This window comes from Streptomyces sp. NPDC004647, assembly GCF_040609575.1.
In the GTDB taxonomy this organism is placed as follows: Bacteria; Actinomycetota; Actinomycetes; order Streptomycetales; family Streptomycetaceae; genus Streptomyces.
In genome coordinates this window covers 40,425-65,728 of sequence record NZ_JBEXKU010000020.1, presented here as the reverse complement: position 1 = coordinate 65,728, position 25,304 = coordinate 40,425, and the positions used below count along the sequence as shown (strand labels likewise).

20 protein-coding genes, 2 pseudogenes and 1 riboswitch are annotated in these 25,304 nt (G+C 69.8%); of the genes and pseudogenes, 6 read left to right on the top strand and 16 right to left on the bottom strand.

Features of this window, described 5'->3' with window-relative positions:
- Positions 1 to 531: 531 nt before the first annotated feature.
- Positions 532 to 1,383 (top strand): pentapeptide repeat-containing protein, encoded by an 852-nt coding sequence (locus tag ABZW18_RS11725; RefSeq protein ID WP_356185530.1) that lies wholly within the window; start codon positions 532 to 534, stop codon positions 1,381 to 1,383.
- A gap of 120 nt (positions 1,384 to 1,503) precedes the next feature.
- A complete protein-coding gene (locus ABZW18_RS11720; RefSeq protein WP_356185527.1) occupies positions 1,504 to 1,992 on the top strand; it encodes a GNAT family N-acetyltransferase in 489 nt (162 codons plus the stop codon).
- Positions 1,993 to 2,146: 154 nt separating this feature from the next.
- Here the strand turns inward: ABZW18_RS11720 and ABZW18_RS11715 are convergent, their stop codons facing one another.
- Together ABZW18_RS11715 and ABZW18_RS11710 are read right to left on the bottom strand one after the other, a co-directional pair.
- On the bottom strand, positions 2,147 to 3,172 hold the full coding sequence (locus ABZW18_RS11715) for a PP2C family protein-serine/threonine phosphatase (protein WP_356185524.1): 1,026 nt from the start codon (positions 3,170 to 3,172) through the stop codon (positions 2,147 to 2,149).
- 335 nt (positions 3,173 to 3,507) lie between these two features.
- Positions 3,508 to 4,266 (bottom strand): IclR family transcriptional regulator C-terminal domain-containing protein, encoded by a 759-nt coding sequence (locus tag ABZW18_RS11710; protein WP_356185521.1) that lies wholly within the window; start codon positions 4,264 to 4,266, stop codon positions 3,508 to 3,510.
- 420 nt (positions 4,267 to 4,686) lie between these two features.
- On the opposite strand from ABZW18_RS11710, the gene ABZW18_RS11705 reads away from it, so the two are divergent.
- On the top strand, positions 4,687 to 5,052 hold the full coding sequence (locus ABZW18_RS11705) for a PH domain-containing protein (RefSeq protein WP_356185519.1): 366 nt from the start codon (positions 4,687 to 4,689) through the stop codon (positions 5,050 to 5,052).
- Positions 5,053 to 5,144: 92 nt separating this feature from the next.
- On the opposite strand, the gene ABZW18_RS11700 is transcribed toward ABZW18_RS11705, so the two are convergent.
- On the bottom strand, positions 5,145 to 5,834 hold the full coding sequence (locus ABZW18_RS11700; RefSeq protein WP_356185516.1) for a TrkA family potassium uptake protein: 690 nt from the start codon (positions 5,832 to 5,834) through the stop codon (positions 5,145 to 5,147).
- On the bottom strand, positions 5,827 to 7,167 hold the full coding sequence (locus ABZW18_RS11695; protein WP_356185632.1) for a potassium transporter TrkG: 1,341 nt from the start codon (positions 7,165 to 7,167) through the stop codon (positions 5,827 to 5,829). Before ABZW18_RS11695 ends, ABZW18_RS11700 begins: the two co-directional genes overlap by 8 nt.
- A 436-nt stretch (positions 7,168 to 7,603) precedes the next feature.
- Between ABZW18_RS11695 and ABZW18_RS11690 the strand changes: the two are divergent.
- Positions 7,604 to 7,799: pseudogene (locus ABZW18_RS11690) on the top strand (IS110 family transposase); the annotation flags it as partial.
- Between the two features lie 203 nt (positions 7,800 to 8,002).
- Here ABZW18_RS11690 and ABZW18_RS11685 read toward each other — a convergent pair.
- Together ABZW18_RS11685 and ABZW18_RS11680 are read right to left on the bottom strand one after the other, a co-directional pair.
- A pseudogene (locus ABZW18_RS11685) lies at positions 8,003 to 9,199 on the bottom strand (epoxide hydrolase).
- Positions 9,200 to 9,367: 168 nt separating this feature from the next.
- On the bottom strand, positions 9,368 to 10,603 hold the full coding sequence (locus tag ABZW18_RS11680; RefSeq protein WP_356185514.1) for a cytochrome P450: 1,236 nt from the start codon (positions 10,601 to 10,603) through the stop codon (positions 9,368 to 9,370).
- Between the two features lie 253 nt (positions 10,604 to 10,856).
- On the opposite strand from ABZW18_RS11680, the gene ABZW18_RS11675 reads away from it, so the two are divergent.
- Entirely contained in the window at positions 10,857 to 12,026 is a 1,170-nt protein-coding gene (locus ABZW18_RS11675; protein ID WP_356185511.1) for a steroid 3-ketoacyl-CoA thiolase, read from the top strand.
- 158 nt (positions 12,027 to 12,184) lie between these two features.
- Here the strand turns inward: ABZW18_RS11675 and ABZW18_RS11670 are convergent, their stop codons facing one another.
- The 5 genes from ABZW18_RS11670 to ABZW18_RS11650 form a co-directional block, all read right to left on the bottom strand.
- Entirely contained in the window at positions 12,185 to 13,183 is a 999-nt protein-coding gene (locus tag ABZW18_RS11670) for an ECF transporter S component (RefSeq protein WP_356185509.1), read from the bottom strand.
- Positions 13,184 to 13,256: 73 nt separating this feature from the next.
- Complete coding sequence (locus ABZW18_RS11665) at positions 13,257 to 15,071, bottom strand: ATP-binding cassette domain-containing protein (RefSeq protein ID WP_356185506.1); 1,815 nt, start codon at positions 15,069 to 15,071, stop codon at positions 13,257 to 13,259.
- On the bottom strand, positions 15,068 to 16,387 hold the full coding sequence (locus tag ABZW18_RS11660) for a CbiQ family ECF transporter T component (RefSeq protein ID WP_356185629.1): 1,320 nt from the start codon (positions 16,385 to 16,387) through the stop codon (positions 15,068 to 15,070). The genes ABZW18_RS11665 and ABZW18_RS11660 overlap by 4 nt, the downstream gene beginning before the upstream one ends.
- A 188-nt stretch (positions 16,388 to 16,575) precedes the next feature.
- Positions 16,576 to 17,226 (bottom strand): SCO2322 family protein, encoded by a 651-nt coding sequence (locus tag ABZW18_RS11655; protein ID WP_356185627.1) that lies wholly within the window; start codon positions 17,224 to 17,226, stop codon positions 16,576 to 16,578.
- 220 nt (positions 17,227 to 17,446) lie between these two features.
- On the bottom strand, positions 17,447 to 18,727 hold the full coding sequence (locus ABZW18_RS11650; RefSeq protein ID WP_356185503.1) for a prenyltransferase/squalene oxidase repeat-containing protein: 1,281 nt from the start codon (positions 18,725 to 18,727) through the stop codon (positions 17,447 to 17,449).
- Positions 18,728 to 18,917: 190 nt separating this feature from the next.
- Positions 18,918 to 18,990: riboswitch (cobalamin riboswitch) on the bottom strand.
- Positions 18,991 to 19,391: 401 nt separating this feature from the next.
- Between ABZW18_RS11650 and ABZW18_RS11645 the strand changes: the two genes are divergently transcribed.
- Positions 19,392 to 20,231, top strand: a complete 840-nt coding sequence (locus tag ABZW18_RS11645; RefSeq protein ID WP_356185501.1) for an aldo/keto reductase — start codon at positions 19,392 to 19,394, stop codon at positions 20,229 to 20,231.
- Between the two features lie 202 nt (positions 20,232 to 20,433).
- Here ABZW18_RS11645 and ABZW18_RS11640 read toward each other — a convergent pair whose 3' ends face one another.
- From ABZW18_RS11640 to ABZW18_RS11620, 5 genes are read right to left on the bottom strand one after another with little or no spacing between them, the layout of a single operon-like run.
- Entirely contained in the window at positions 20,434 to 21,747 is a 1,314-nt protein-coding gene (locus ABZW18_RS11640; RefSeq protein WP_356185498.1) for an MBL fold metallo-hydrolase, read from the bottom strand.
- 25 nt (positions 21,748 to 21,772) lie between these two features.
- On the bottom strand, positions 21,773 to 22,300 hold the full coding sequence (locus tag ABZW18_RS11635) for an NUDIX hydrolase (RefSeq protein ID WP_356185495.1): 528 nt from the start codon (positions 22,298 to 22,300) through the stop codon (positions 21,773 to 21,775).
- 18 nt (positions 22,301 to 22,318) lie between these two features.
- Positions 22,319 to 23,611: an STM4013/SEN3800 family hydrolase gene (locus tag ABZW18_RS11630; protein ID WP_356185492.1), complete on the bottom strand. Its 1,293-nt coding sequence runs from the start codon at positions 23,609 to 23,611 to the stop codon at positions 22,319 to 22,321.
- A complete protein-coding gene (locus ABZW18_RS11625) occupies positions 23,604 to 24,245 on the bottom strand; it encodes a thymidylate kinase (protein WP_356185489.1) in 642 nt (213 codons plus the stop codon). Before ABZW18_RS11625 ends, ABZW18_RS11630 begins: the two co-directional genes overlap by 8 nt.
- Positions 24,242 to 25,270, bottom strand: coding sequence for a radical SAM protein (locus ABZW18_RS11620; RefSeq protein WP_356185486.1), 1,029 nt, complete (start codon positions 25,268 to 25,270; stop codon positions 24,242 to 24,244). Before ABZW18_RS11620 ends, ABZW18_RS11625 begins: the two co-directional genes overlap by 4 nt.
- Positions 25,271 to 25,304: the final 34 nt, after the last annotated feature.

Below are 25,304 nucleotides of genomic sequence, written 5' to 3'. Positions count from 1 at the left end.
GATCATCGCGGCCCCCGGGAGGTGGTGATGCAGGGGTGGCTGGGTTGGTGTCGGAGTTCGTTCAGGCGTCCGGTGCGGTGTTTTTCGGTGTGGCTGGGGTCCTTCATCGCGTTCTTCACGGTGTTCAGCCAAGCCGCCGCGGCCTTGGGCACGGATCCCCCCAGGGCGTGAACGGTCTCCCCCTCAGGAGGGAGACGGAAGCCTGCACGGAAAACGCACATGGCCGGATTCGACCGGCAACTCGACCTCGCGCACGGGGCGGCGGCGGAACGACGCCAGGCATCGCCTCCAGCACCGCCCGGCGGAATCACGCTCTGCTGATCGCTGATCGCTGATCGCTGATCGCTGATCGCTGATCGCTGATCGCTGATCGCTGATCGCTGGCCGCTGGCCGGGCGAGCCGAGGCCGGAGCCGGGCCGCCCGCCCCATTTCACCTGTGACCCGTCGGGGAGAATTCGGGGAGAATGGAGACTCTTCCCGAGCGTTGCGGGGTAGCGCGGTGCTCACTCAGCGACAGGAGATCACACACCTTGCCTCAGGAGCGCGAATTCCCGACAGACGGGCCTTCCGCCTCCCCTGACCGGGACCGTCCCGATCTGCAAGCGGACTGCGGGAGCTGCTTCGGGCTGTGCTGTGTCGCGCTGCCGTTCGCCGCTTCGGCCGATTTCGCGGTCAACAAGGACGCCGGACAGCCGTGCACAAACCTGCAAGCGGACTTCCGCTGCGGTATCCACACTCGCCTCCGCGAAAGTGGCTTTCCCGGCTGCACCGTCTTCGACTGCTTCGGCGCAGGGCAGAAGGTCTCCCAGATCACCTTCGGTGGGCAGGACTGGCGGCAGGCCCCCGACACCGCCCGCCAGATGTTCGACGTGTTTCCCGTCATGCGACAACTCCACGAGCTGCTCCGGTACTTGACCGAAGCACTGACGCTGCCGGCGGCCCGCCCGATCCACAGCGAACTCCGCAATGCGCTGAACGACACCGATCGCCTCACCCGCGGCAGTGCCGAAACGCTCGCACAGGTGGACGTGGCGGCGCTCCGTGACGACATCAATGCGCTGCTGCTGCGTACCAGCGAACTGGCCCGGGCCGATGTCCCCGGCCGTAAGAGGAACCACCGGGGAGCCGATCTCATCGGGGCCAAGCTCAAGGGGGCCGACCTGCGGGGCGCCAATCTTCGTGGCGCGTATCTCATCGCGGCCGACCTCGGGAATGCCGACCTGAGAGCGGCTGACCTGATCGGGGCGGATTTCCGGGACACCGACCTGAGCGGCGCAGACCTCACCGGAACGCTCTTCCTCACCCAGCCCCAGCTCAATGCGGCGAAGGGCGATGCCACCACCAAGCTGCCTCCGACGCTCACCCGCCCGGCGCACTGGTAGCCCTCCCGACCCCGCACAGCATGCCGACGGGCCTTGACTACGGGCTCGATGCGGTACGTACGAGCCCCAGGCCGCGAAAACCACAGGCAGCGCCTCGGTTCGTTCCGCCATCCTGTCCGCATGCTGATCAGGGAAGCCACCGCGCGGGACTGGCCGGCCATCTGGCCCTTCTTCCACGAGATCGTCGCAGCGGGCGAGACCTTCCCGTATCCGATCGATCTCGGTGAGGAGCAGGGCCGCGACTGGTGGCTTCTCACGGCCCCGGACCGTACGGTCGTCGCCGTCGACGACGCCGGTACGGTGCTGGGCACGGCAAAGATGAACAGCAACCGGATGGGCAACGGCTCGCATGTCGCGAGCGCCAGCTACATGGTCGATCCGGCCCATTCCGGGCGGGCCGTGGGCCGGGCGCTGTGCGAGTACACCGTGGAGTGGGCGCGGGCGGCGGGTTTCCGGGCGATGCAGTTCAATGCGGTCGTGGAAACGAATGAGCATGCCGTGAAGCTGTACCGGTCGCTCGGCTTCGAGGTGCTGGGCACGGTGCCCGAGGGCTTCCGGCACCCGACGGCGGGCTATGTCGGGCTGCACATCATGCACCGTGCTCTCTGACAACCCCCAGGTCAGCGGGACGGCCCGATGGCGGTTGGCCGGACTACCGCGAACCGGCTGTGCGGAGCGCAGTGATGACACGGGCAGGGGCAGCACCCCGCGGAAGGGGCGGGTGGAGCGTTCATGCCACAGTCGATCGTCTTCCACGGCTTCGTCAGTGCGATTCGGCCGGGCAGAAAGTCGGCGTGCCGACCGGAGCCTGGCGCTCAGCCGCGGACGTCGAGCCGGCAACCGCGGGCTTCCGGAGCAGAAGCAGTGCCGCGTCGTCGTGGAGCCGGCCGCCCACGTGCGCCAGCAGCTCGTCGTGCAGCCCGGCGAGGGTATGGGACGGCTCGTTCGACACGTGCCGCGCCACCCGCTCGATGAGCGGGTAGAACTCACGACTGTGGTTGCGGGCCTCGGTGACCCCGTCGGTGTAGAGAAGCAACTGGTCGCCGTCGGTGAAAGACAGCACCTGGAGGCTCGGCGTTTCACTGGTGAGGGCGCTCAGCCCGAGAGGTGGCGCCGGATGGGTCGGTTCGACAGCCGTGACGTCGGAATCGCGAACCAGCAGCGGAGGGGCGTGTCCGCAGTTGACCACCTCCATGCGCCCGGCCCGGGGGTACCCGGCGACCACGGCGGTGACGAAGTCGTCGTGACCGAGGTTGCGCCCCAGGCTCCGCTCGATCCTGCCGACGACATCCAGAAGGGCCGGCTCGTCATAGGCGGCCTCGCGGAAGACACCGAGCACCAGAGCGGCGGTGCCCACCGCAGGCAGCCCCTTGCCGCGCACATCGCCGACGATCAGCCTGACCCCGTACGGGGTGGGCACCAGTGCGTAGAAGTCCCCTCCGATTCGGGCCTCCGCGGCGGCGGCGCTGTAGCGCACAGCCACCTGGAACTGGCCGACGGTGGCGGGCACGGGCTGGAGGAGGGCGTGCTGGGCGGCCTCGGCGACTGAGCGGACGGCTGCCAGGACCCGTTCGCGGCGCTCGCGCAGCGCGCTGGCCAGGCTGCTCGCCAGGGTGACGGCGACCAGTGCGGACAGCACGATCGCCTGCTCACGGCCCGGCGCGCCGCCACGGGCGCCGAGCACGGCGCCCAGTGCCACGGCGAGGAAGCCGATACCGAGTACTCCCGACGGCCTGCTGGTGGCGGCGGCCAGCGCAGGCCCGACGGCAAGCAGCGGCAACCAGGTCATCCCGGCTCCGCTGACGAGGGCGAGGAGCGCGACGGCAGAGACGAGCAGTGCGGGCGCACCGGCGGCGAGGTGGGCGGTGGTGCGTGGCTGGTTCCGCTGCGCTGTCCCCGGGGCCGGGGTCGGCTCTGTGCGCTCATCCCGCCGGGCCGCAACCCCAGAGCCGCCCGCCCGCTTCGTAAGCCTCCAGGTTGCTTGCCTCGGTCGGCGGTCGCGCTGATGGTGTCGGGCGTGACTCATTGTTGTGGTCCGCAACTCCCTGTCCCGTCCGCATAAGCTTGAACGTCTCTTTTGTCCAGAAAACAGGTGTCCGGGTGTGAACCACAAGGGCAGGCTTTTCAGATAGTGAGCGAAAGACCCCTGGTCACGCGACTCGCTGTCGGGACCAGCCGCGCTTGGACCTGATCGGCGCGGGAGAGCTGGTCCGCCCGGAGGGAGACGCCGAGCGCGCCGAGCATTTGCCCGCTGTATACGGGCACCGCGAGGCAGACCGTACCGAGGGCGTACTCCTCCAGATCCATGACGGCCGGGGCGGCGGGCGACAAGCTGAGTCGTTGGAGCAGCTCGGAACGGTGGGTGATGGTGCGGGGTGTGAGATCGGCCAGATCGTGCCGGGAGAGGTAGTCGTTGCGCGAGTCGTCGTCCAGCTCGCGCAGGACGCACTTACCCAGCGCTGTGGCGTGCCCGGCGTCCTCGAATCCCACCCAGAGGTCGACCCGTGGTGCCCGGGGGCCGTCGACGATCTCGGCGACCCGGATCTCGCCCTCCTCGTAGAAGGTCAGATAAGTGGCGGCCGACAGTTCGTCCCGCAGAGCGGCGAGCGCGGGACGGATACGGGAGAGCAGCGTCTGCGTACGGCTTCCGACGTGCAGCGTGTGCAGCTGGTCCCCGATGACGTACCCGCCGTCGTCCAGCTTCCGCAGGTACCCGTCGTGGGCCAGCGTGCGCAGCAGGTGATAGGTCGTGGCCAGGGGCAGCCCTGCCTCGCGTGCCAGCTGCTTCGCCGGGGCACCGCCCTCGTGTGCCCCCACGGCTTCCATCAAGCGGAAGGCTCGCTGCACGGAAGTGATGAGCGTGGGGCCGTCCTGAGCACCCATGCCACAAGCTTGCCCCCCGGCACACCGCGCGAGCAAGGTGCCTCAGCCGAGATCGCCTACCAGACGGCCGGTCGCCGCTGCAGCGCCGATCTCGGCCACAGCGTGCGGGCCGTACTGCGATGTCCGCGATCATTGACGGAGCCAGATCATTGACGAGCTCGATCACTGACGAGCCTCGAGACCCACGCAGCGAGGAGCAGCTGCCGAGCTGCCGGCCGTCGCTCCGCAGCTGCGTGACCTGCGGCGGGGGCGGGCGCCCTCATGGTTCAGCTTGCGGCGGCCACCTCGTGGCCCCGGTTCGGATGCGGTCGGCGGCCACTGCGCGCTCGTAGGAGAATCCCGGTCCCGGCCGGCGCACCCCGTTGCAGAGGACTCCGACGGTGAGAGGATCGTGCAACTTCAAATGAGTGGGGGTCTGTCATGGCGTTGTTCGGAAACGCGCACACTGTCGATCCGGCGGCGGCGCAGCAGGACTACGCGCGGCTGCTGGGGCAGGGCGAGCAGGTGCACGCTGCGTACCAGTTGATACGCGACACCATCCTCTTCACCGACCGTCGGCTCATCCTCGTCGACAAGCAAGGGATAACCGGCAAGAAGGTGGAGTACCACTCCGTTCCGTACAAGAGCATCACGCACTTTGCCGTGGAGACGGCCGGTACTTTCGACCTCGACGCGGAGCTCAAGATCTGGATCTCCGGCAATCCCGCCCCGATCCAGAAGACGTTCACCAAGGGCGTCGACATCTACGATGTGCAGGCCATCCTGACGCAGTTCGTGGCGAGGTAGTTGTCCGGCGCCCGGGTCCACACGGCGCAGGAGTACACCGGCGTGCACGAGTGCTCCGCTCACATGGTCGCCGTTGTCTGCCGGGGGCAGCCTTACTGGAGTTCGCTGAAGAGTTCGGTTGCTCGGGTGCGTCCGGCGACGATGATGGTGTCGTCTGCTTCCACGACGGTTTCGGGGGTGGCGTAGGTGAAGCCTTCGCCGGGGCGTTTGATGGCGACGACGGTGATGCCGTAGCGGGAGCGGACGGCGCTGTTGGACAGGGGGAGGCCGATGATGTCGGCGGGCGGGTTGGTTTTGACCATGGCGAAGTCGTCTTCGAATTCGATGTAGTCGAGCATGCGGCCCCGTACGAGGTGAGCGACGCGCTGACCCATGTCGTGTTCGGGGTAGACGACGTGGTGGACACCGAGCTGGGTGAGGATGCGGCCGTGGGCTTCGCTGATGGCCTTCGCCCAGACGTTCTCGATGCCGAAGGAGATCAGCAGCGAGGCGGTGAGGATGCTGGCTTCCAGGTCGGTGCCGATGGCGACGACGGCGCGGTCGAACTCGTGGACACCCAGCTGGCGCAGGGCCTCCTCCTTGGTGGAGTCGGCCCGCACGGCGTGGGTGAGGGAGCCCGAGAGGGCTTGGACGACTTCGGCGTTCTCGTCAATACCGAGAACTTCGGTGTCTTCGTCAACGAGTTCCAGGGCCAAGGCCCGGCCGAAGCGGCCCAGGCCGATGACGACGACGGAGCCCCCCGGGCCCGTGCGCCGCTTCTTGGGGGTGGTCTTCCTAGCCAATGACGGGTCGCTCCTCGGGAAGATCGTACATACGGACACGCTGGCGCAGTGCGAGCGCGGAGGCGACGGTGATGGGGCCGAGTCGGCCGATGAACATCAACGCGGTCAGCAGGAGCTGCAAACCTGGGGGCAGGCTGGCGGTGATGCCGGTGGACAGCCCAACGGTGGCGAAGGCGGAGGTGACCTCGAACAGTGACTGGTCCAGGTTGTAGTCGGTGAAGACCATGAAGGCCAAGGTGGAGATGGCGACGGCGGCCACGGACAGCAGCACCACGGTCAGGGCCTGACGCTGAATGTCACCGTGCAGGCGGCGGTGGAAGATATTGACCGCCCCCTCGCCACGGATCTCGGCGTATATGACGAAGAACAGCACGGCGAAGGTGGTGACCTTGATACCGCCGGCAGTGCCGGCGCTGGCACCGCCGATGAACATCAGCACGTCCGTGCCCAGCCAGCTCGCGGGGTTCATCTGGGAGGTGTCGATGCTGTTGAACCCGGCGGTGCGCGGCATGACGCCCTGAAAGAACCCGGCCAGCAGTTTCCCGGGCACGTCCAGGGGGCCCAGGGTGGCTGGGTTGGACCATTCGATCGCGGTGATGAAGGCGCTGCCGCCGACCAGGAAGACACCAGAGGCCCACAGTACGATCTTGGTGTGCAGGGACCAGCCGCGCGGCTTGCGGAATCGGCGGCGCAGCTCGAACAGCACGGGGAAGCCCAGTCCGCCGGCGATGACCGCCAGTGCGATGGGCAGGCAGATCCAGGGGTCGGTGACGAAGCCCATCAGGCTGTCGGAGTACAGCGCGAATCCGGCGTTGTTGAACGCCGAGACGGCGTGGAAGACGCCCAGCCACACCGCCCGCGGCCAGGACTCGTCATAGGCGGTGCCGAACCGCAGGGTCAGCACCAGCGCGGTGACCGCCTCCAGCAGCAGGCTGACCTTGACCACACCGGCCACGACCGCGCGGACATCGCCCAGCCCCAGGGTCTTGGTCTCCGCGGCGGCCGTCAGGCGCGCCCTCAGGCCGATGCGGTGGGAGACCAGCAGAACCAGCAGGGAGGCGAAGGTCATGATGCCGAAGCCGCCCACCTGGATGAGCGCCAGAATCACCGCCTGCCCGAATCCGCTCCAGTAGCCGGGGGTGTCCACCACGACCAGACCGGTCACACACACCGCGGAGGTGGAGGTGAACAACGCCTCCAGCGCGCTGGCACCGCCCGGCCCTGCCTTGGCCACCGGCAGCATCAGCAGACCGGTCCCGGCCGCGATCGCCGTGGCGAAGCCGGCCACGACAGCCTGCGCCGGATGCCGAAGACGCGGCCACCGCCGCGTCAGCACAACAAGCCCTCCGCTCCGCGGACAGGCACCACGATTGTTCGCACTGGGAGACGATAGCCAACGCTCACACCGTCCTCGGCATCGGACCCTGCCGTCTGCCCTCTGCGTGTTTAGGCTTGCGCCATGCGCCCCCGAAACGGCACCCGTCCGCGCCCCCTCACCGGTCCGTACCGGGCACACAGGCAACCGGGTGAAAGAGCCCGACCCCACCCGCGACCTGCGGCGCATCGAGTACGCCCTGTTTCTGGGCCGCCGCGGTTCCGGCCACCGCCGGTGCCCTCAGTGACACGTTATGGCTGTTGGGCATCGGGGCATGGGCTCTGATCGCCGCCGGCCTGATCGAAATGATCTACCGGCCGTGACAGACCCCGATGGCTGGCGCACGCGGCGCCTGCCCCTGGCCGTTGGAGGGCTCGGTAGCCCGGGACTGAGTGCCTTCTACATGTCCTCCATGGCCAGCATCAGATTCTGTCCCGCCTCGCGGGCGTACTACGAGCACAAGCGCGCCGAGGGCAAGAACCACAAGCAGCGTGCTCGCCCTCGCCCACCGCAGAGCCAACGTCCAATGGGCCATGATCCGTGACGGGGCGTGCTACCAACCCGCACAGCCTGTCGTGGCAGGGGCTTGACAACTGCATGGGGAAGTTCCTGATCCCCGGTTCTGAGTATGGCGACTGGGGCCGTGCTGATCGCCACCGTGGGGCGAACCGCTGAAGAACGGCTTCCAACTCGCTGACGCGGGCGTCCTGACCGCCGCCACCGCCGCTCTCGTCGGGCTAGGAGCCTGGCGATTCGGCCGCCGCGACATCGGCCGCTGAAGGGCCAACGGGCCTTACGTGGAGGTGTGTCGGCGGACCTTACGGAAGAAGCTCCGTATGTCGGCGACCAGCAGGTGCGGTTGCTCCATCGCGGCGAAATGCCCGCCCCGGTCGTGCTCCGACCACTGCACGATGTTGTTCGTCCGTTCCGCGATGTGTCGCAGCGGTACGGAGTTCTCCCGCGGGAAGTCGGCCAGCGCGGTCGGTGCGGTCGACGGCTTGGGCGGCGCTCCCCAATAGTGGGCGTGAGCCCTCTCGTAGTAGATGCGGGCGGACGAGCCGGCGGTGCCGGTGAGCTAGTACAGCATGACGTTGGTGAGCAGCTGGTCGCGGTCGACGGCGTCCTCGGGGCGGTCCTGCGAGTCCGTCCATTCCTTGAACTTCTCGGCAATCCAGGCCAGTTGGCCGACGGGTGAATCGGTCAGCCCGTAGGCGAGAGTTTGGGGCCGGGTGGACTGGATATCGGCGTAGCCCTGGCGGTCACGGCTCCACTCCCGGCTCCGTTCCCACGAGGTCAGCGTGCGTTCGCGCTCCGCCGGGCTCAGCGCGGCCAGCTCGTCGGCGTCCGGCTCCGCGGTCGCGGCCGAGCCCGGCAGCAGGTTCAGGTGTACGCCGATGATCCGGTCGGGGCAGGTCCGGCCGAGTTCGCGGGAGATGGCCGAACCCCAGTCGCCGCCCTGTGCGCCGTATCGCTGGTAGCCGAGGCGCCTCATCAGCTCTGCGAACGCGGCGGCCACCCGCTTGAACTCCCAGCCGGTCTCCCGCGTCGGCCCGGAAAAACCGAACCCGGGGATGCTCGGCAGCACCAGGTGGAACGCGTCGGCCGGATCGCCGCCGTGGGCCCGTGGGTTGGTCAGCGGGCCGGCGACCTCGGCGAATTCGACGATCGAGCCCGGCCAGCCGTGCGTCATGATCAGAGGGGTCGCGTCCGGTTCCGGGGACCGGATGTGGGCGAAATGGAGGTTCGCCCCGTCGATCGTGGTCGTGAACTGCGGCCACTCGTTCAGCTTGGCTTCCGCGGCGCGCCAGTCGTACTCGTGCCGCCAATACCGCGCGAGCTCCTTCAGATAGTCGCGCGGAATGCCGTACGCCCAGCCCACTCCGGGCAGTTCGTCGGGCCACCGAGTGCGGTCGAGGCGCTCGTGCAGATCGTCCAGATCGCTCTGGGGAATGTCGATGCGGAACGTCTCGATGTTCTCGGCGGGCGTCATGCCCACAGATGCTAGGTCGACGCATCCATGACGGCGAACCCGATTTACCGGTGGTACGACGAAGCCGAGGACGCCGACCTGCCGCGTACCGAGCAGCAGAACCCCATTGTGCCTACCCGCAGCCGCAGCCGCGGTCGCAAACGCAGAGGCGTGGGTGGGTGGGAGTGGTCAGGCGTAGGTGACCCGGAGTTCCTTCACGCCATTGATCCATGCCGACCGCAGCCGCCTGGGGTCGCCCGCGAGGCGGATGTCCGGGATCGTGTCGGCGATCGCGTTGAAGATGAGGTTGATCTCCATCCGGGCAAGGCTTGCTCCCAGGCAGAAGTGCGGGCCGCCGCCCCCGAAGCCGAGGTGCGGATTCGGGTCGCGGGTGATGTCGAAGACGTCGGGCCGGTCGAAGACCTCCGGGTCGTTGTTGGCCGAGGAGTAGAAGATCCCGACCCGGTCGCCCTCCTTGATCCGCGCGCCGCCCAGCTCCGTGTCCTGTGTGGCGGTGCGCTGGAACGAGACGATCGGGGTCGCCCAGCGGACGATCTCGTCGGCCGCCGTGGCCGGGCGCTCCGCCTTGAACAGTTCCCACTGCTCGGGATGTGTGAGAAAGGCGTGCATGCCATGCGTAATGGCGTTCCGCGTCGTCTCGTTTCCCGCGACCGTCAGCACCAGCACGAAGAAGCCGAACTCGTCCGACGTCAGGTTGCCTTCGTCCGAGGCGGCGACCAGTTGGGTGACGATGTCGTGCGCCGGGCACGCCTTGCGCTCCGCCGCCATGTTCATCGCGTACGAGATCAGCTCCATCGCCGACTCCGTGCCGACCTCCTCGGTGATGGCCAGCTCCGGGTCGTCGTACGACGCCATCTTGTTCGACCAGTCGAAGAGTTTGAGCCGGTCCTCCTGCGGCACTCCGATCAGCTCGGCAATGGCCTGGAGCGGGAGCTCCGAGGCGATGTCGGTGACGAAGTTGCCGGTCGGTTTGCCGGCCGCTCCCGAGACGATGCGGGTGGCGCGGTCACGCAAGGCCTTTTCCAGAGCCCGTATCGCCCGCGGGGTGAACCCGCGCTGGACGATCTGCCGGAGCCGGGTGTGCTCGGGCGGGTCCATGTTGAGGATGATCAGCTTCTGCACGTCGATCTGGTCGCGGGAGATGGTCTCCTTGAAGCGGATGATCGCGGTGTTGGTGTTGGAGGAGAACACCTCGGGGTTGGTCGAGACCGCCCTGACGTCCGCGTGGCGGGTCACGACCCAGTAGCCGTCGTCCTGGAATCCCGCGATGTTGTGCGGCTGGGCGTTCCACCACACGGGCGCGGTCCGCCGCAGTTCGGCGAGCTCCGGGAGTGGGACCCGCTGCTGGTAGACGTCCGGGTCGGTGAAGTCGAAGCCTTCGGGCAGCGCTGGGCAGGAGGACATCGGCAGCTCCAGGTCCGACGGTCTGACGGTCCATCAGAAGTTCAGAAGTTGCCCGAAAGGTAGTAACGAGTTCTACAACTGGCAAGGCTCGGGGCGTCATCCGTTGCGGAGCGGGGGGTCCGACGCTTGCAGGACCCTTGCGTACCGGGGGTAATAGTCAGCAGACTTCTTGCGTAACTAGAACGCGTACTAGTTAGGGGTGCGCAGGCGCCGGGACGCCCTGCGTACCCGAGGCGCGAGGAGAGGACGAGTCATGGCCGCGGAACCCGTCATCGTCGAAGCCGTACGCACCCCCATCGGCAAGCGCGGAGGCGCGCTCGCCAACCTTCATCCCGCCTATCTGCTGGGCGAGACGTACCGCGAACTCCTCGCCCGTACGGGCATCCAGCCGGACTGCGTCGAGCAGATCGTCGGCGGCACCGTCACCCACGCCGGTGAGCAGTCCATGAACCCCGCACGCAACGCCTGGCTCGCCTGCGGGCTGCCGTACGAGACGGCGGCAACCACCGTCGACTGCCAGTGCGGCTCCTCCCAGCAGGCCAACCACATGGTCGCCAACATGATCGCGGCCGGCGTCATCGACGTCGGGATCGGCTGCGGAGTCGAGGCGATGTCGCGGGTCCCGCTGGGCAGCGGCTCCAAACACGGGCCGGGCAAGCCCTTTCCGGACGAGTGGAACGTGGACCTGCCCAACCAGTTCGAGGCGGCGGAGCGGATCGCGCGCAACCGCGGACTGACGCGCGAGCGCGTCGACTCACTCGGGCTGCTGTCCCAGGAGCGCGCGGCGCAGGCCTGGGCGGAGGAGCGCTTCAAGCGCGAGACCTATGCCGTCCAGGTGCCCACGACCGAGGAGGAGCAGGCCGCCGGGCAGGGCATGTGGCGGCTCGTCGACCGTGACGAGGGGCTGCGCGACACCAGCATGGAGGCCCTGTCGGGGCTGAAGCCGGTCATGCCGACGGCCCTCCACACCGCGGGCAATTCCTCGCAGATATCCGACGGCTCGTGCGCGGTGATGTGGGCGTCCAAGCGGATGGCGCGGGCGCTGAAGCTTCGGGCCCGTGCGCGGATCGTCGCCCAGGCGCTGGTCGGCGCCAACCCGCACTTCCACCTCGACGGTCCGATCGACGCGACGCGGGCCGTCCTCGGCAAGGCGGGGATGTCGCTGCGGGACATCGACCTGGTGGAGATCAACGAGGCCTTCGCGTCCGTGGTGCTCTCGTGGGCGCAGGTCTTCGATCAGGATCTGGAGAAGGTGAATGTGAACGGTGGAGCGATCGCGCTGGGCCACCCCGTCGGGGCGACGGGAGCGCGACTGATCACCACGGCGCTTCACGAACTGGAGCGGCGGGACAAGGAGTTCGCGCTCATCACGATGTGCGCGGGCGGCGCGCTGGCGACCGGGACGATCATCCAGCGGCTCTGAGCACGTACGAATGCGCCTGTATGGGGATGCGCGTACGGGTACGGGGATGCGCGTACGGGGACGCGTACGGGCACGCGTGGAGGCAGCGGCGGGTGCGGGAGCGGGTGTTCACCGTGGATGGGTGTGTGAGCCGGGCCGTGCCGGGCGGTCCGGACCCGTCAGGTCTCCGTGTCCGGCCTGGGCCGCCGCCCGGCGGCGAACGAGACCGGTGCCTCGAAAGCGGCGCGGCGGGTCGCCCTGCGCAGCGCCTTGAGGATCGTCCCACCGAGGGTCAGGGTCAGGACGGCCGTCAGTATGGCGCGTCCGATGTCCCAGCCGAGGGAGGTCGCCAGGCAGTAGACGGCGAAGCGGACGAGGTTCTCGTGGACCGGGTCACCGGGGTCGAAGGAGACTCCGGTGGCCAGGCCGCCGATATACGGCCAGCCCTGGAGGTTCATGACGGTGCCGTAGAGGACGGACACGGCCGCGCCGTACGCCGCGAGCATCGCGAGCTCGCCGCGACCCCGTAGCCGGTCCGGCCTCGGCAGCAGACCCGCGCCCATCGCCACCCAGCCCATAGACAGCATCTGGAACGGCATCCACGGGCCCACCCCGCCCGTCAGCAGAGCGGACGCGAACATCGTCACCGCGCCGAGCACGAACCCGAAGCCCGGCCCCAGCACCCGCCCGCTGAGCACCATCAGGAAGAACATCGGCTCCAGCCCCGCGGTTCCGGCCCCGAGTGGTCGCAACGCCGCTCCCGCGGCGGCCAGTACGCCCAGCATCGCGATGGCCTTCGCGTCCAGCCCGGAGTCGGCGATCGTCGCCACGACGACGGCGACGAGGAGCGGGAGCAGCGCCGCGAACAGCCATGGCGCGTCCTGAGAGTGCGCAAGCCCGGACGCGGAGTCGGCCAGCAGCGGCCATCCGAAGGCGGCGACGCCGATCGCCGAGACGAGTATGAGCGCGGCGACGGACCGTGACCCGAGGCGGATCGCCCGGACCCGCCGCCCCTGGCTGACGGCGCGGATCGGCTGGTCGCGGTCGGGGCCGATGTCGGCGCCGATGTCGGGGCCGGGGTTGGGGCCGGGGTTGGGGTCGCGGTCGGGGTCGCGGTCCGGTGTCGGTGCCGGTGGGGTGGTGCCCGGCTCGTCGGTGGGATCCCGGCGCGCGGTCATTCCGGGTTCTCCCGGTCGTGGAGGTTCTCCGTGGTGCGTGAGCCGGCCTCGCCGTGCGAGCCGTCCGGTTGCGTCAGCCCCTCCGGCGCTTCGCCTCGGCCAAGGGACTGGGCCCGCCCGAGGGCTGATGCGTGCCTCCCTGACCCTCCTGCCGCTCTGCCTCTGCCTCTGCCAGTGCCCGCCGGACCTGGGGCACCGTCAGCCAGCGCTGCGGCGTGAGCACCTTCGCCACCTGCGGAGCGAACGCGGGGGAGGAGACCACCACATCCGCCGTCGGGCCGTCCGCGACCACCTCGCCGTCCGCGAGGATCACCACCCGGTGGGCCAGTTCGGCCGCCAGTTCCACGTCGTGCGTCGCCAGGACGATGGCGTGGCCGTCGGCCGCCAAGCCGCGCAGTATCTCCACGAGGCGGGCCTTGGCGGAGTAGTCGAGCCCCCGCGTCGGCTCGTCGAGCAGCACCAGCGGCGGGCGGGCCGTCAGCACGATCGACAGTGCGAGTGCCAGCCGCTGCCCCTCCGACAGATCGCGCGGGTGCGTGGCGTCCGGTACGCCCGGCAGCAGTTCCTCGACCAGCGCCCGGCAGGTGCCCTGCGTTGCCTTCGCATCCTCGTCTGCCGCCGCGCACTCCGCCGCGACCGAGTCCGCGTACAGCAGGTCGCGCGGCTCCTGGGGTACGAGCCCGACCCGGCGGATCAGTTCTCGCGGGCTGCTGCGGTGCGGGATCACGCCCCCCACCCGCACTGATCCGCCCGCCGGTTCGTGCATTCCGACCAACGTGCCCAGCAGTGTCGACTTGCCCGCGCCGTTGCGGCCCATCAGCGCAACCGTCTCGCCCGCCCGCACGGACAGACCGACCCGGCGCAGCGCCTCGATCCGGCCGCCGCGATATACGGACAGCGCGCCCACCTCGAGTACGGGGCCGGCAGGGACCGGCACCGGCACCGCGACGGGCGAGGGAGCCGGGACCGCGCCCGCGTCCGGGGCGGCGTGCGGAACCGCGTCCGGGGTGGCCGGCGGGGTGCCGTCCGGGGTGGTGCGCGGGGCGGTGTCCGGGGCAGTGCGCGGGGTCAGCGGCGCCAGCCGCTCCCGCAGCGGAGCCGCCTTGCGGCGGGCGTCCCGTACCGACAGCGGGAGCGGCGACCAGCCCGCCAGGCGGCCGAGGTCGACGACCGGCGGGTGGACCGGCGAGACGGCCATGATCGCGGCCGGTTCGCCGGAAACCGGGGGCTCTCCGGGGGCGGACAGCAGGACGACCTGGTCCGCGTACTGCACCACGCGCTCCAGCCGGTGTTCGGCCATCAGGACCGTCGTGCCCAGGTCGTGCACCAGCCGCTGGAGTACGGCGAGGACCTCCTCGGCCGCGCCGGGGTCGAGCGCGGACGTCGGTTCGTCGAGGACGAGGACCTGCGGGTGCGGGGTGAGGACAGAACCGATCGCGACGCGCTGCCGCTGTCCACCGGACAGGCTCGCGATCGGCCGGTCGCGGAGTCCGGCCAGGCCCAGCAGGTCGAGGGTTTCCTCCACCCGGCGGCGCATGACGGCGGGGGCGAGACCGAGGGACTCCATGCCGTAGGCGAGTTCGTCCTCGACGGTGTCGGTGACGAAGTGCGCGAGCGGGTCCTGGCCCACGGTGCCGACGACATCGGCGAGTTCGCGCGGCTTGTGCGTACGGGTGTCGCGTCCCGCGACGGTGACCCGGCCGGACAGCGTGCCGCCGGTGAAGTGCGGTACGAGCCCGCTGACGGCGCCGAGGAGTGTCGACTTGCCGACTCCGGACGGGCCGACGAGCAGACAGAGCTCTCCTTCGGGGACTGCGAGGTCGACGTCGCGGAGCGCGTACCCGGGCGCGTCGTCGTAGGCGACCGACACCTGCTCGAACCGGATCACGGGGTCTCCTCCGGACGGGTGGGGCGGCGCGGGACCGCGGCTTCGTCGGGCTGATGCGGGACCGCGGCTTCGGCGGGCCGCTTCGAGGCCTCGGCCGAGGCGGGCCGATGCGGGGTCACGGACGGGTCCGGCCGATGCGGGGTCACGGACGGGCCTGGCTCATTCGGGGCTTCGGCCGGGCTTGGCCGCTTCGGGGCTTCGGCCGGGCTTGGCCGTTTCGGGGCTGCTGGCCTGGGCCGGTTCGGGGCGGGGGCGACGAACGCCGGGAGCAGGCCCAGCAGTACGGCCGCCGCAGGCCACAGCGGCAGCGCCGGGACAGCCAGGGGGACGACGGACGGGTGCAGGGCCAAGGGGTCCGCCCCGGCCGCACGGATCATGAGCGCGGCCACCGCGACACCCGAGCCCGACACCAGCCACGCCCGCGTGCCCCACGCGTCCGGGCGGTAGCGGCTGCGCACCGAGCGGCGGCCGCCCAGCCACAGCCCGCCGAGCGCGGCGGCAAGCCCTGCCAGCAGCACCGGCAGCCCGAAGCCCGCGCCCTGGGCGGCCAGCAGACCGTACGTGCCGGCGCAGACGCCGAGCAGGCCGCCGAGGGTGAGCACGGTCGTGGTGCGCCGGACGGCCGGCGGGACCCGGGCCGTCCGGCCGTAACCGCGCGCGTCCATCGCGGCGGCCAGGGCGACGGACCGTTCCAAAGCGCCTTCCAGCACCGGAAGTCCGATCTGCAAGAGTGACTTGACGCCCCTGTCGGGACGGCCGCGCAGGCGCCGGGCGGAGCGGAGACGCAGCACATCCGCGACGAGGTTGGGCGCGAAGGTCATGGCGACGACGACGGCCACGCCCACCTCGTACAGCGCGCCCGGCAGGGACTTGAGCAGCCGGGCCGGGTTGGCGAGGGCGTTTGCGGCGCCGAGACAGGCGAGGAGGGTGCCGAGCTTCAGGCCGTCGTACAGCGCGAAGACCACGCCCTCCGCGGTGACCCGGCCACCGATCCGCACGCCCTGCGCCCAGTCGGGGAGCGGGACTTCGGGCAGTGCGAAGAGGGTCGTGCTGCCGGGGACGGGGGAGCCGAGGAAGACGGAGAAGACCAGCCGGATGGCGATGACCACGAGGCCCAGCTTGAGGAACGCGCCGTAACTGCTCGCCCAGGGCGCGTCGGTGCGGCGCACGGCGACCACATAGCCCGCGACGGCGACGAGCAGCCCGAGCAGCAGCGGATTGGTCGTCCGGGACGCGGCTGTCGCGAGTCCGAGTGCCCAGAGCCACCAGGCCCCGGCGTGCAGGGAGTTGCTGCGGGACGCCGCCGGTGTACGCAGCGGGAGCCGGTTGCGGCGCGCCGGGGCGGGGGCGGGGGCGCTTTCGTCGCCGGCAGCCGGGCCGTCGCTGTCCCCCCGTTCGAGGGGAGCGGAACGTCCGGCCCGGGTGCGGGGCTGTCCGTGCTGCTCGGTGCGGGTCTCGGTGCGAGTGGCGTAGGGGCGTCGGGACGCCGGGCGGTTGCGGGGGTTCATGTGCGGCGGGACTGCCACAGGGCCGCGGCGGCGAGGGCGAGGACGGCCGCGAGACCGGCGACCAGGCCCGTGGAGGGACCGCTGCCGTCGCCGTCGCCCTCGCTCCCCGCATCCGACGGCGACTTCGGCCGGGCGGACTTGTCCGACCCCTCGGACGGATCGCGCCGGTCGGACTTCGACGCGGCGTCGCCGGAAACCTGCTCGCCGCAGCCCTTCTGCGGGTAGCCCGCGATCGCGCACAGCAGCGCGTTGGAGTCGTAGCGCAGCGGCTTCGCGACCGACGCCAGGGCTTCCGCGGAGGTCGCGTCCCCGGAGACGCGCGCGCACTCCGTACGGCCCTTCGGCGGGGTCTCGCCGCCGGGTGCGTCCGCCTGTGCTCCGAAGTCGACGACCAGTGCGATCCGCTTCGTCCCGCCCTTGGCCGGTGTGTGCCCGCAGATCCTGTCGAAGTCGGTGGTGCCGCGCGGCTTCGCGGAGTCCTGGGAGTTCTCGCTCACGGAGAAGCGGAAGCCCTGGACGTCGCCGTCGGCGGGCCGCGCGGTGGCCGGCCCCTGCGTTGCGTACGCCCACTTCCCGCCGTCCCCGTCCCAGAACGACCAGTAGCGGTACCCCTCCGCATGCGCGGGCCCGGCCCCCAGCATCACCATGACCGCGGCCGCAACGGTGAGGGCCCCGGTCGTGCCGATGGCCGCCCGGGGGGTGCGTAGCCCCGGGCGAACGCCGTACCGGTCAAAGGCGTTGGCCTGCCTCTGGGCGAGCCGCGGGCCCCGAGAGGTGCTCATGGGCGTGGCAGCGATGGGCGCGGCGGCGTCTGCCCGGGAGACCCGCCGTGTGCCGCCGCGGGTGATCGCGGTCGTCATCCCGTCGTCATGCCTTGGTCTTGCGGCCGCTCAGCAGAAAGCCGATGCCGGCGCCCGCGGCCAGGCCCACGCCGACGATCCACCAGACCGTCATGTCGTCGCCGGGGTCCTGGTCCTGGTCGGGCGACTGCGTCGGCGCGTTCACCGCCGCCGGCTTCGGGCCGGTGGCGTTCAGCTGCTGCACCAGGTCGTTGCCACCGAAGGCGCGCGGGTCGGTGCCCGTCGCATGCGCGGCGAGGACCAGCGTGCCCAGGCCCGCGGGATTGTCCTTCGCCCAGGCCGCGGAGTTCTGCTCGAGCCACTTCAACGGACCCTGGACCGCGTCGCGGTGCCCGCCCGCCGCGAGCGCGATCACCGCGTCGGCCGTATTGGCGTAGTCCGGCGCGGGCTTGTCGGAGCCGGGTGCGACGGCCGTGAGGTGCATCTTGTTCTTCTTCAGGACGTCCGCCAGGTACCAGGCCGCGCCGCCGGCCGCCTCGTCCGGCTCACGCGCGTCCTTCGAATCCGTCGTACCGCACTCCAGCGGCTTGACGTCCTCGTTCTCGTCGCCCAGCGGCTCCACGACCAGGCCCTTGCCGAGGCCCGCGAGCGCGCCGGCCGCCGTCGCGTCGGCGTTCGGTGCGGGCCGGCCCCCCTTGTCCGGCTGGTAGGCGAACGCCCCGCGCACGCTCTCCTTCTCGTCGCAGCCCAGCTGGAAGGCGAGCAGCGCGTCGTACGCCGAGCGGCCCTTCTGCGACTTGGTCTCCTCCGGCTTCTCGCCCGCCGCGGCGAGCGCGCCGATCACGACCGAGGTGGAGTTGGCGTCGCTAGGACCGCCCGGGTTGTAGCTCCAGCCGCCGTTCTGGTTCTGCACGGACTTCAGCCAGTCGACGCCCTTCCTCACGGCCTCGCTGTGCCCGCCGAGCGCGGCCAGGGCCTGCACGGCGGCCGCGGTGGCGTTGCTGTCCACCGGTGTCTTCGCGTCGCACTTCTCAGCGGCGTCGGCACGGTACGGGGCGAAGCCGCCCGAGGTGCACTGCTGCCCGGCCAGCCAGTTCACCGCCTTCTTCGCCGGGGTCACCCCGGCCGTGTCCTGGGCGAGGAGAGCCAGGGACTGCCGCCACACACCGTCGTACGTCGGGTCCTTGGTGCCGTACAGCCCGGAGGGCAGCTCCGCGGAGGTCTTCGGCGAAGGGGAGTCGGCGGCGGGCACGGCCGGAGCGGCCACGGCCGGGGCGGCGGTCACGCAGAGCACGGCGGCGGACGCGGCGAGGGCGGCGGCGCTGCGGCGTACGGTCTTGGCGGACATGGCGGGCTGGTGCCTTTCGGTGGGCGGATGCGGGCAGCCGGATCCGCTGCGCACCGCACGCTGCGTGTCCGTACCTGGACCTACGCACGCGGGCGGGGCACCGGGCTCCGGCTCCGTACCTCGACGGTGCCGGTCGCCGGGCGGGACCGCGGGGCGGCACGTCCGGCGACGGAGCCGGTCACATCCGCCTGGGCGTTCCGACTCGCCGCGGTTCGACGGCTCACGGTTGCGGGTCAGTGCCGGAATTACACCGGCTTTCCCCTGTCGGATGTGGTATCGACCTACACACTCTATCGGCACCGCCGGAACGCGCCAGGGGTGGGCGGGAGACCCCGGTCAGGGCATGAGCATATGGTGAAACCTGTCGGGCTTGGGTGTGGTTCTGGTCATTCGTCGGCTGCACGGCTGCACGGCTGCACGGGTGTGGGCCTGGACGCCTCTACGGCTGTACGGCTCTGCTGCTCTGCGGGCAGGCTGCCCGGTCCGTGAAGCTATGTTCTGTCTCTTTGATCTGCGTTTTGATCTGCGTTGTGTCGAGAGGAGACCGCTGCGAGGCGGGCGGCCTAGTAGGCGATGGAGAGTCGTCGGTTCGCGAGCAGCGCCCCACGCCAAGGCCAATGGCACTGTTAGCGTTGCCGCTTGAGCGAAGGGGCGGAGACGGTAGATGACATCGACCATGTTTCGCATCGGGGGGGATCTGGGCGTGCGGCGGCTCGGGTTCGGAGCCATGCGCCTGCCGACCGAGCCGGGCCCCGCCCGGGAAGCCTCCCTCCAGGTCGCCCGGCGGGCCGTCGAGCTGGGTGTCACGCTGATCGATACCGCGCACATGTACGGCTGGGGCGCCAACGAGGAGCTCCTCGCCGAGGCCCTTTACCCGTATGCGGACGGGCTGCTCATCACCACCAAGGTCGGCGTCGCGCGATCGGGCCCCTCGGCCGAGTGGAAGCTCGACGGGCGGCCGGACGTCCTACGCGATCAGGTCGAACACGCCCTCCGTCGGCTGCGCGTTGAGCGGATCGAGCTCCTCCAGTTGCACCGCATCGATCCGGAGGTACCCCTCGCCGACCAGCTCGGCGCACTGCGGGAGCTCCAGACCGAGGGCAAGCTCGGCCGGATCGGGCTGTCCGAGGTCACTGTCACCGAACTCGACCAGGCACGGGAGATCATCGACGTCGCGAGCGTGCAGAACCGGTACAGCCTGCTGGACCGCGAACACGAGCCCGTGCTCGCGGTCTGCGAGGCGGCGGGGATCGCGTTCCTGCCGTGGCGGCCCGTCGCCGGAGCGGCGTCAGGCGCGGCGGCTGAGATCGCCGCCGTGGCGGCCGAACTCGGCGCCTCCTCTGCGCAGGTCGCGCTCGCATGGCTCCTTGGCCACTCTCCGGTCATCCTCCCGATCCCGGGCACCGCCCGGATCGATCACCTGGAGGAGAACCTCGCCGCGACGCATCTCCACCTGCCCCCGGCCCACCGGGACCGCCTCGAACGGCTGCCTCCGAGTGCGTAGCGTGTAAGGGACTGGCCCTGTTTCTTTGGTCAGCTCGGGTCCGGATGAGGATCGCGGCGAGGCGGCCGCCGGCCTGGTAGGCGATGGCGAGTTTGCCTTTCGCACGGCCAAGGCGCGCCACTGTTTGAGTCGGCTCGATCCGGTCCCCTACCGCATCACTGATCACGAACCGGACAGGTACATCCGATCAACTGACCACCCGTCAAAGAGACACGCTCTTGGTGGCTCGGTACGTGACCGGGTGGCTGTTCGTGCCCGCCTCCGCCCGGCCCAGCTTCACCAGGCGGCGCAGATGCGCCTCCGCCTCCGAGACGGCGATGTTCCGCGATCCGTACGGGATCTGCTCCCACGGACGGTTCCACTCCATGGCCTCGGCGAGCTGCCAGGCGGTGAGCGGGCGGGTGGCGAGGAGCTCATGGAGGCCGGTCAGGCGTGCCTCGTGGTGGGCCAACAGCTCCCGTACGCGGCCCGCGGCGTCCGAGAAGGCGTACTGGTGCGCCGGGAGCACCTCGGCCGGGGCGAGGCGGCCGATGCGCTCCAGGGAGTCGAGGTAGTCGCCGAGCGGGTCGGTGACCGTGGCGTCATCGGGGTCCTCGTAGAGGCCGATGTGCGGGGTGATCCCGGGGAGGAGGTGGTCGCCGGAGAAGAGCCGGCCGCCGGTGCCGGTGGGGCTGCCGCTGCCGCTGCCGCGGTCGGTGGCCGGAGTCGGACCGCGGCCGTAGGGCTCGGGCTGCGGTAGTACGGCAGGGCTGTGCGGTACGCCGTCAGTCCTGCGCCTGTGCCCTCCGTCATCGCGCGTGTGCGGTACGGCGCCCGGCCTGTCCGGTAGGGCGTCCAGGGTGTCACGCCGGTGCGGAAGTGCTTCCTCCAGATGCAGGCAGACATGGCCCGGGGTGTGGCCCGGAGTCCAGATCGCGCGCAGTCTCCGGCCCGGCAGGTCCAGCAGCTCGCCCGGATCGATGCTCCGGTCGGGCAGTGCGGCGCGCGTGCCGGGCAGGATGCGCCTCCGACCGGACTCTCCCCCATAGCCTTCGGCATGGGCGGTACCCCCAGCGGCGCGCAGCGGTTGGATGTGCTCGTCCGGGGCGCCGGCGGCCGCCAGCTTCTCGGCCATGTAGCCGAACCAGAGCATGGGTTCGGCGGTACGGGTACGCCGTACGACCTGGATATCGGCGTCGTGCATCGCGATCCAGGCGCCGGACGCCTCACGTACCTGCCCGGACAGCCCGTGGTGGTCGGGGTGGTGGTGGGTGACGAGGACGCCGTACACGTCGGAGACCGACGCCCCGCAGGCCGCGATCCCGTCGGCCAACGCGTCCCATGCGGCTGGGTCGTCCCAGCCGGTGTCGATCAGCACGGGCCCGCGGTCGGTGTCGAGGAGATACACGAGCGTGTGGCCGAGCGGGTTGTCCGGGATGGGGACCGGGATGCTCCACACCCCGCCGCCGTGGTCGGTCACCCGATCGGTGGCTGCGCCACGTGGCCACTCTCCGGGCGTGCGCTGCGGCGTATGCATTGCCCAACTATAACTAGAACTGGTTTCAATAGTCGCCCAAGTCGACTGTTATTCCCGGGCGCTTCGCTGACCGGTCGGAGCCACTGTCTTGACCAGGAGCTCTCCGACTTGGATCCTTCACGTGGATCTCGCGTCGGTCGACCAGTAACAGGGCCAGTGGGCCTGCCGGTAGGAGGAAGCGGCCTTCTGCGGCGGCAGTGATCGCGTCGTTCAGGGGCCACCAAGCGAGTTTGAAGTCCGCTTCATTAGGGGTGAGTTCCTGCGGTCCGAGAGTGAGGTTCGCCGCTTCGAAGAGGTGGACTCGGGCTGTGGAGCCCAGCGTCATGGCGTACGCACCGAGCGGCTGCCAGGTCTCGGCGGTGATGCCGGCCTCCTCCCGTAGCTCTCTGCGGGCGCACTCCTCCGGGTTTTCCCCTTCCTCCCGACGTCCGCCGGGGAGGAACAGGTATTCGCCGCCGTGCCGGGGGAAGTCGGCGCTGAGCAGTGCGACCAGTCCGTTCACGTCACGTGCCACAACGACGGAGGCGTCGCGCATCGCGCCAGGTTCGTTCATGGCGCGTGAGCGTATCGGTCACCCGCGCACTGTGGCTGCGAAAGGTACGTTCATCACCGCCGGGTGGGCGATGCCGCGGCCGTAGTAGCCGTCGTCGCCGTAGGCGTCTCCGTGGTCGGCACACATGATGATCAGCCACCTCTGCCGGGCCGTGAGACCGTCGATGAGGCGGCCGAGGTCAGCGTCGGCGTAGGCCAGGGCCGCTGCCTGGGATGCCGTGTTGTCGGTGCTGGACTCCAGGTAGTGACCGTGGGGGACGTGGGTGGCGGAGACGTTGACAAACAGGAACAGCGGCTGTCGCCTCTCGAAGATTTCTGCGGTCTCCAGAGCCTGGTCGACCTGGTTGCGCGTGGAGTCGATCTCGGGTGAGCAGAACTCGGGTCGCCAGTGGTCCTCGTCGAACATGTCGGGCAGTACGGAGCCGAGTGGCGTCTCGCGTGAGAAGTAGGTGACGCCGCCCACGCACACGGTGCGGTAGCCGTGCTGGCGGAGTCCGGCCAGAAGGCTCGGGGCGTCGAACACGAAGGTCTCCGGCCTTACCCGCTTGAAGGCCGGCGGGCGGCACTCCCACAGCCTTGGCGGCTGGATCGGCTGCGGGAGTTTGGGCAGGAATCCGGAGAAGAACGCCATGTGGGCGGGCAGAGTGAATGTTCCTGGGGTCTGTCGCCGTTCCCAGCGCCCTTCGGGCAGCAGGCCGCCGAGCCGCGGTGTCTGCCCCGCCTGGAGAGTTTCTTTCGCCACGTCGTAGCGCAGGGAGTCGAGGGTGACGAACAAGATGTTCGTCCCGGAACGGATGATTTCAGCCGTGTCGATCACTGGGCGGCCTTCTGCCTCGTAGGGCGTGACGCGCCCCCGTGCCGCGTCATTGACGGGAAGGGGCACGCGATCGTCGGTGATCATGCGGCGGATATCGGCGAGGCCGTTGCCTTCATCTACGGCGCGTCCGTCGCGGTCGAAGAGAGTGATGGTGACTGCATCGGCACCGTCGCCGCTGCTGCTGGTGATGAGCGCTCCGGGCACGTCCCCCAGCTCCTCCATGGCGGACAGCAGCTCTTTTTCCCCGCAAGGGCGGCCGAGAGTGGTGACGTGGCACGCGTAGTGCTGCGCGTTGATCGCTCCATTGCAGAAGCGGCTATGGAACTCCGTGCTTGTGGGGCGATGGTCGTATGCGACAGCGATGCGGTGCGCCTCGCTCACGACCACGAAGCAGGAGCCGACCCACCAGGCGACGCCTTCGTGGATCTCTCCCGGAAAGCGACCCGCGATGCGGCCGTCGCGGATGACGGCTTCGGTGTCGATGGGGTTAAGCACGATCGCGGCTCCCTACGACATTGATGATCCAGTCGGCCAGTTCGCCGACGCTCTTACCGTCGGTGTCGACGGTGACTGCGGTCGGGTCGGTGGCTGCCACCGCAGCGAAGTTGTTCAGGAGGGTGGAGAGGCGTCCGGGGACCTCGAACAGGTCCAGGTCGTCCTGCTTCAAGTCCCTCTTGGTCGCCATGCGCCTGCGGATTTCTTCCTCCGAGCAGCGCAGATAGAAGGTGTGGTCGGGCTGGATGAGGTAGCCGAGGAAGGGGGCGAGGAGGTCCCGTACGGCCTGGACGTCGATCCCCTGCACGGCCGCATGGCAGGCGGTCACCGACGACACGTACCGGTCCGCGACGACCCAACCTCGTGTGAGGCCCTGTCGTACGAGGTCGGAGGCGTGCAGTGCCCCGGACAGGTAGAACCCGAACTGTGGCAGGGCGCGCAACTCACGGTCGATCGTGGAGGACATCTGGGTAAGGGGAGCAGGCAGGGTGTGGAGCATTGTCGCGTTCAGCCGAGCGGTCAGGGCGCGTGCCAGGTGCGACTTGCCTACCCCGGAGACTCCTTCGAGGACGATGAACCGTCCTTGGCTGGGTTCCGATGCTGCGGGTACGTAGGCTCCCTCAAGACTGGTCACAGTGTTCCCTCCGTGAAGGCTGTGGTGTGTGCGGCGACGGCGGCCGTGAGTCGCTGCGGGGCATTGAGGTACGGCAGCAGGTCCAGGCGGAGGTCTTCGCGGAGAAGGCACGGCTGGAGGCCGCCCGCGTGGTCGACGCGCAGAGCCCAGAAGCCCTCGACGCACTGGGTCCGAAGGGAACACGTACCGCACTGGCCCACCTGATGTCGGCCGAGGTCGCGATGGATGACGTCGATCTCGATGCCGTCGACGCGGAAGACCCGCCGGCCTTGGCCCACCCCGGCGATCTCCGTGTGCTCGTCGCTGGTGAGGGTGCGCAGGTAGCTGATGATGTCGTCGGCTGGGAGCGCGGACGTCTGGCGGCCGGCGTTGAAGTCGGTCCCCACTAGCTCGATGAACTGCACCGGGAGCCGACGCTGGAGGGCGTAGTCGACGATGGCGCGCACCTCGTGTGCGTTCTCCCGCTGGAGAAGAGTGTTCAGCTCGACCCGCTCGAACGTGTCGCGGGCGACATCGATTCCCTCCAGGACGCTTGCGATACCGAGCCGGGTACCGGCGATCGCGCGCAGCGTCTCGTCGGAGAAGTAGTGCAGCGACACTTTGACCTTGTCGAGCGGCGTATGCGCCAGCCAGGCCCGATTGTGGCGTACCCGGGTTCCGTTGGTGATCAGCGTGTACGACTCGTCCGCTGCGCGGGCCGGGAGCTGTTCCAGGACAGGGCGAGCGAGCGGCGAGGTGAGGGGCTCGCCGCCGGTGAAGTACACGCGCTTGAGGCCGACGTCCATCAAGGAGCTGATGAGGGTGAGGTAAGCGTCGGCGTCCAGCGATCGTTCGCGCGGCTGTTGGGACCGGTCTGTCCTGGACAGCGGTGGCGGGACGTCCCCTTCGTTGTGGCAGAACCAGCAGGCGATGTTGCACCGTGGGGTGAAGGAGACCCGGAGCTGCCCGCGGAGGGCCGCGAAGTTCGACAAGGCGGTCTGGTCGACCTGCGGCGGCAGGGCGGGTAATGGGGGTGTGGGCGTCATGCTGATCTCCCTGAGGCTTTGATGTTGGAGAGTC

Coding starts and splice junctions, on each gene's coding strand:
- ABZW18_RS11635 (WP_356185495.1), bottom strand. CDS start 22,300: ATGAACGAACCTGGCGCGATGCGCGACGCCTCCGTCGTTGTGGCACGT.
- ABZW18_RS11655 (WP_356185627.1), bottom strand. CDS start 17,226: ATGGTGATGCTGGGGGCCGGGCCCGCGCATGCGGAGGGGTACCGCTAC.
- ABZW18_RS11710 (WP_356185521.1), bottom strand. CDS start 4,266: ATGGGTGCTCAGGACGGCCCCACGCTCATCACTTCCGTGCAGCGAGCC.
- ABZW18_RS11645 (WP_356185501.1), top strand. CDS start 19,392: ATGACATCGACCATGTTTCGCATCGGGGGGGATCTGGGCGTGCGGCGG.
- ABZW18_RS11670 (WP_356185509.1), bottom strand. CDS start 13,183: ATGACCGCGCGCCGGGATCCCACCGACGAGCCGGGCACCACCCCACCG.
- ABZW18_RS11705 (WP_356185519.1), top strand. CDS start 4,687: ATGGCGTTGTTCGGAAACGCGCACACTGTCGATCCGGCGGCGGCGCAG.
- ABZW18_RS11675 (WP_356185511.1), top strand. CDS start 10,857: ATGGCCGCGGAACCCGTCATCGTCGAAGCCGTACGCACCCCCATCGGC.
- ABZW18_RS11720 (WP_356185527.1), top strand. CDS start 1,504: ATGCTGATCAGGGAAGCCACCGCGCGGGACTGGCCGGCCATCTGGCCC.
- ABZW18_RS11680 (WP_356185514.1), bottom strand. CDS start 10,603: ATGTCCTCCTGCCCAGCGCTGCCCGAAGGCTTCGACTTCACCGACCCG.
- ABZW18_RS11640 (WP_356185498.1), bottom strand. CDS start 21,747: ATGCATACGCCGCAGCGCACGCCCGGAGAGTGGCCACGTGGCGCAGCC.
- ABZW18_RS11620 (WP_356185486.1), bottom strand. CDS start 25,270: ATGACGCCCACACCCCCATTACCCGCCCTGCCGCCGCAGGTCGACCAG.
- ABZW18_RS11650 (WP_356185503.1), bottom strand. CDS start 18,727: ATGTCCGCCAAGACCGTACGCCGCAGCGCCGCCGCCCTCGCCGCGTCC.
- ABZW18_RS11715 (WP_356185524.1), bottom strand. CDS start 3,172: ATGACCTGGTTGCCGCTGCTTGCCGTCGGGCCTGCGCTGGCCGCCGCC.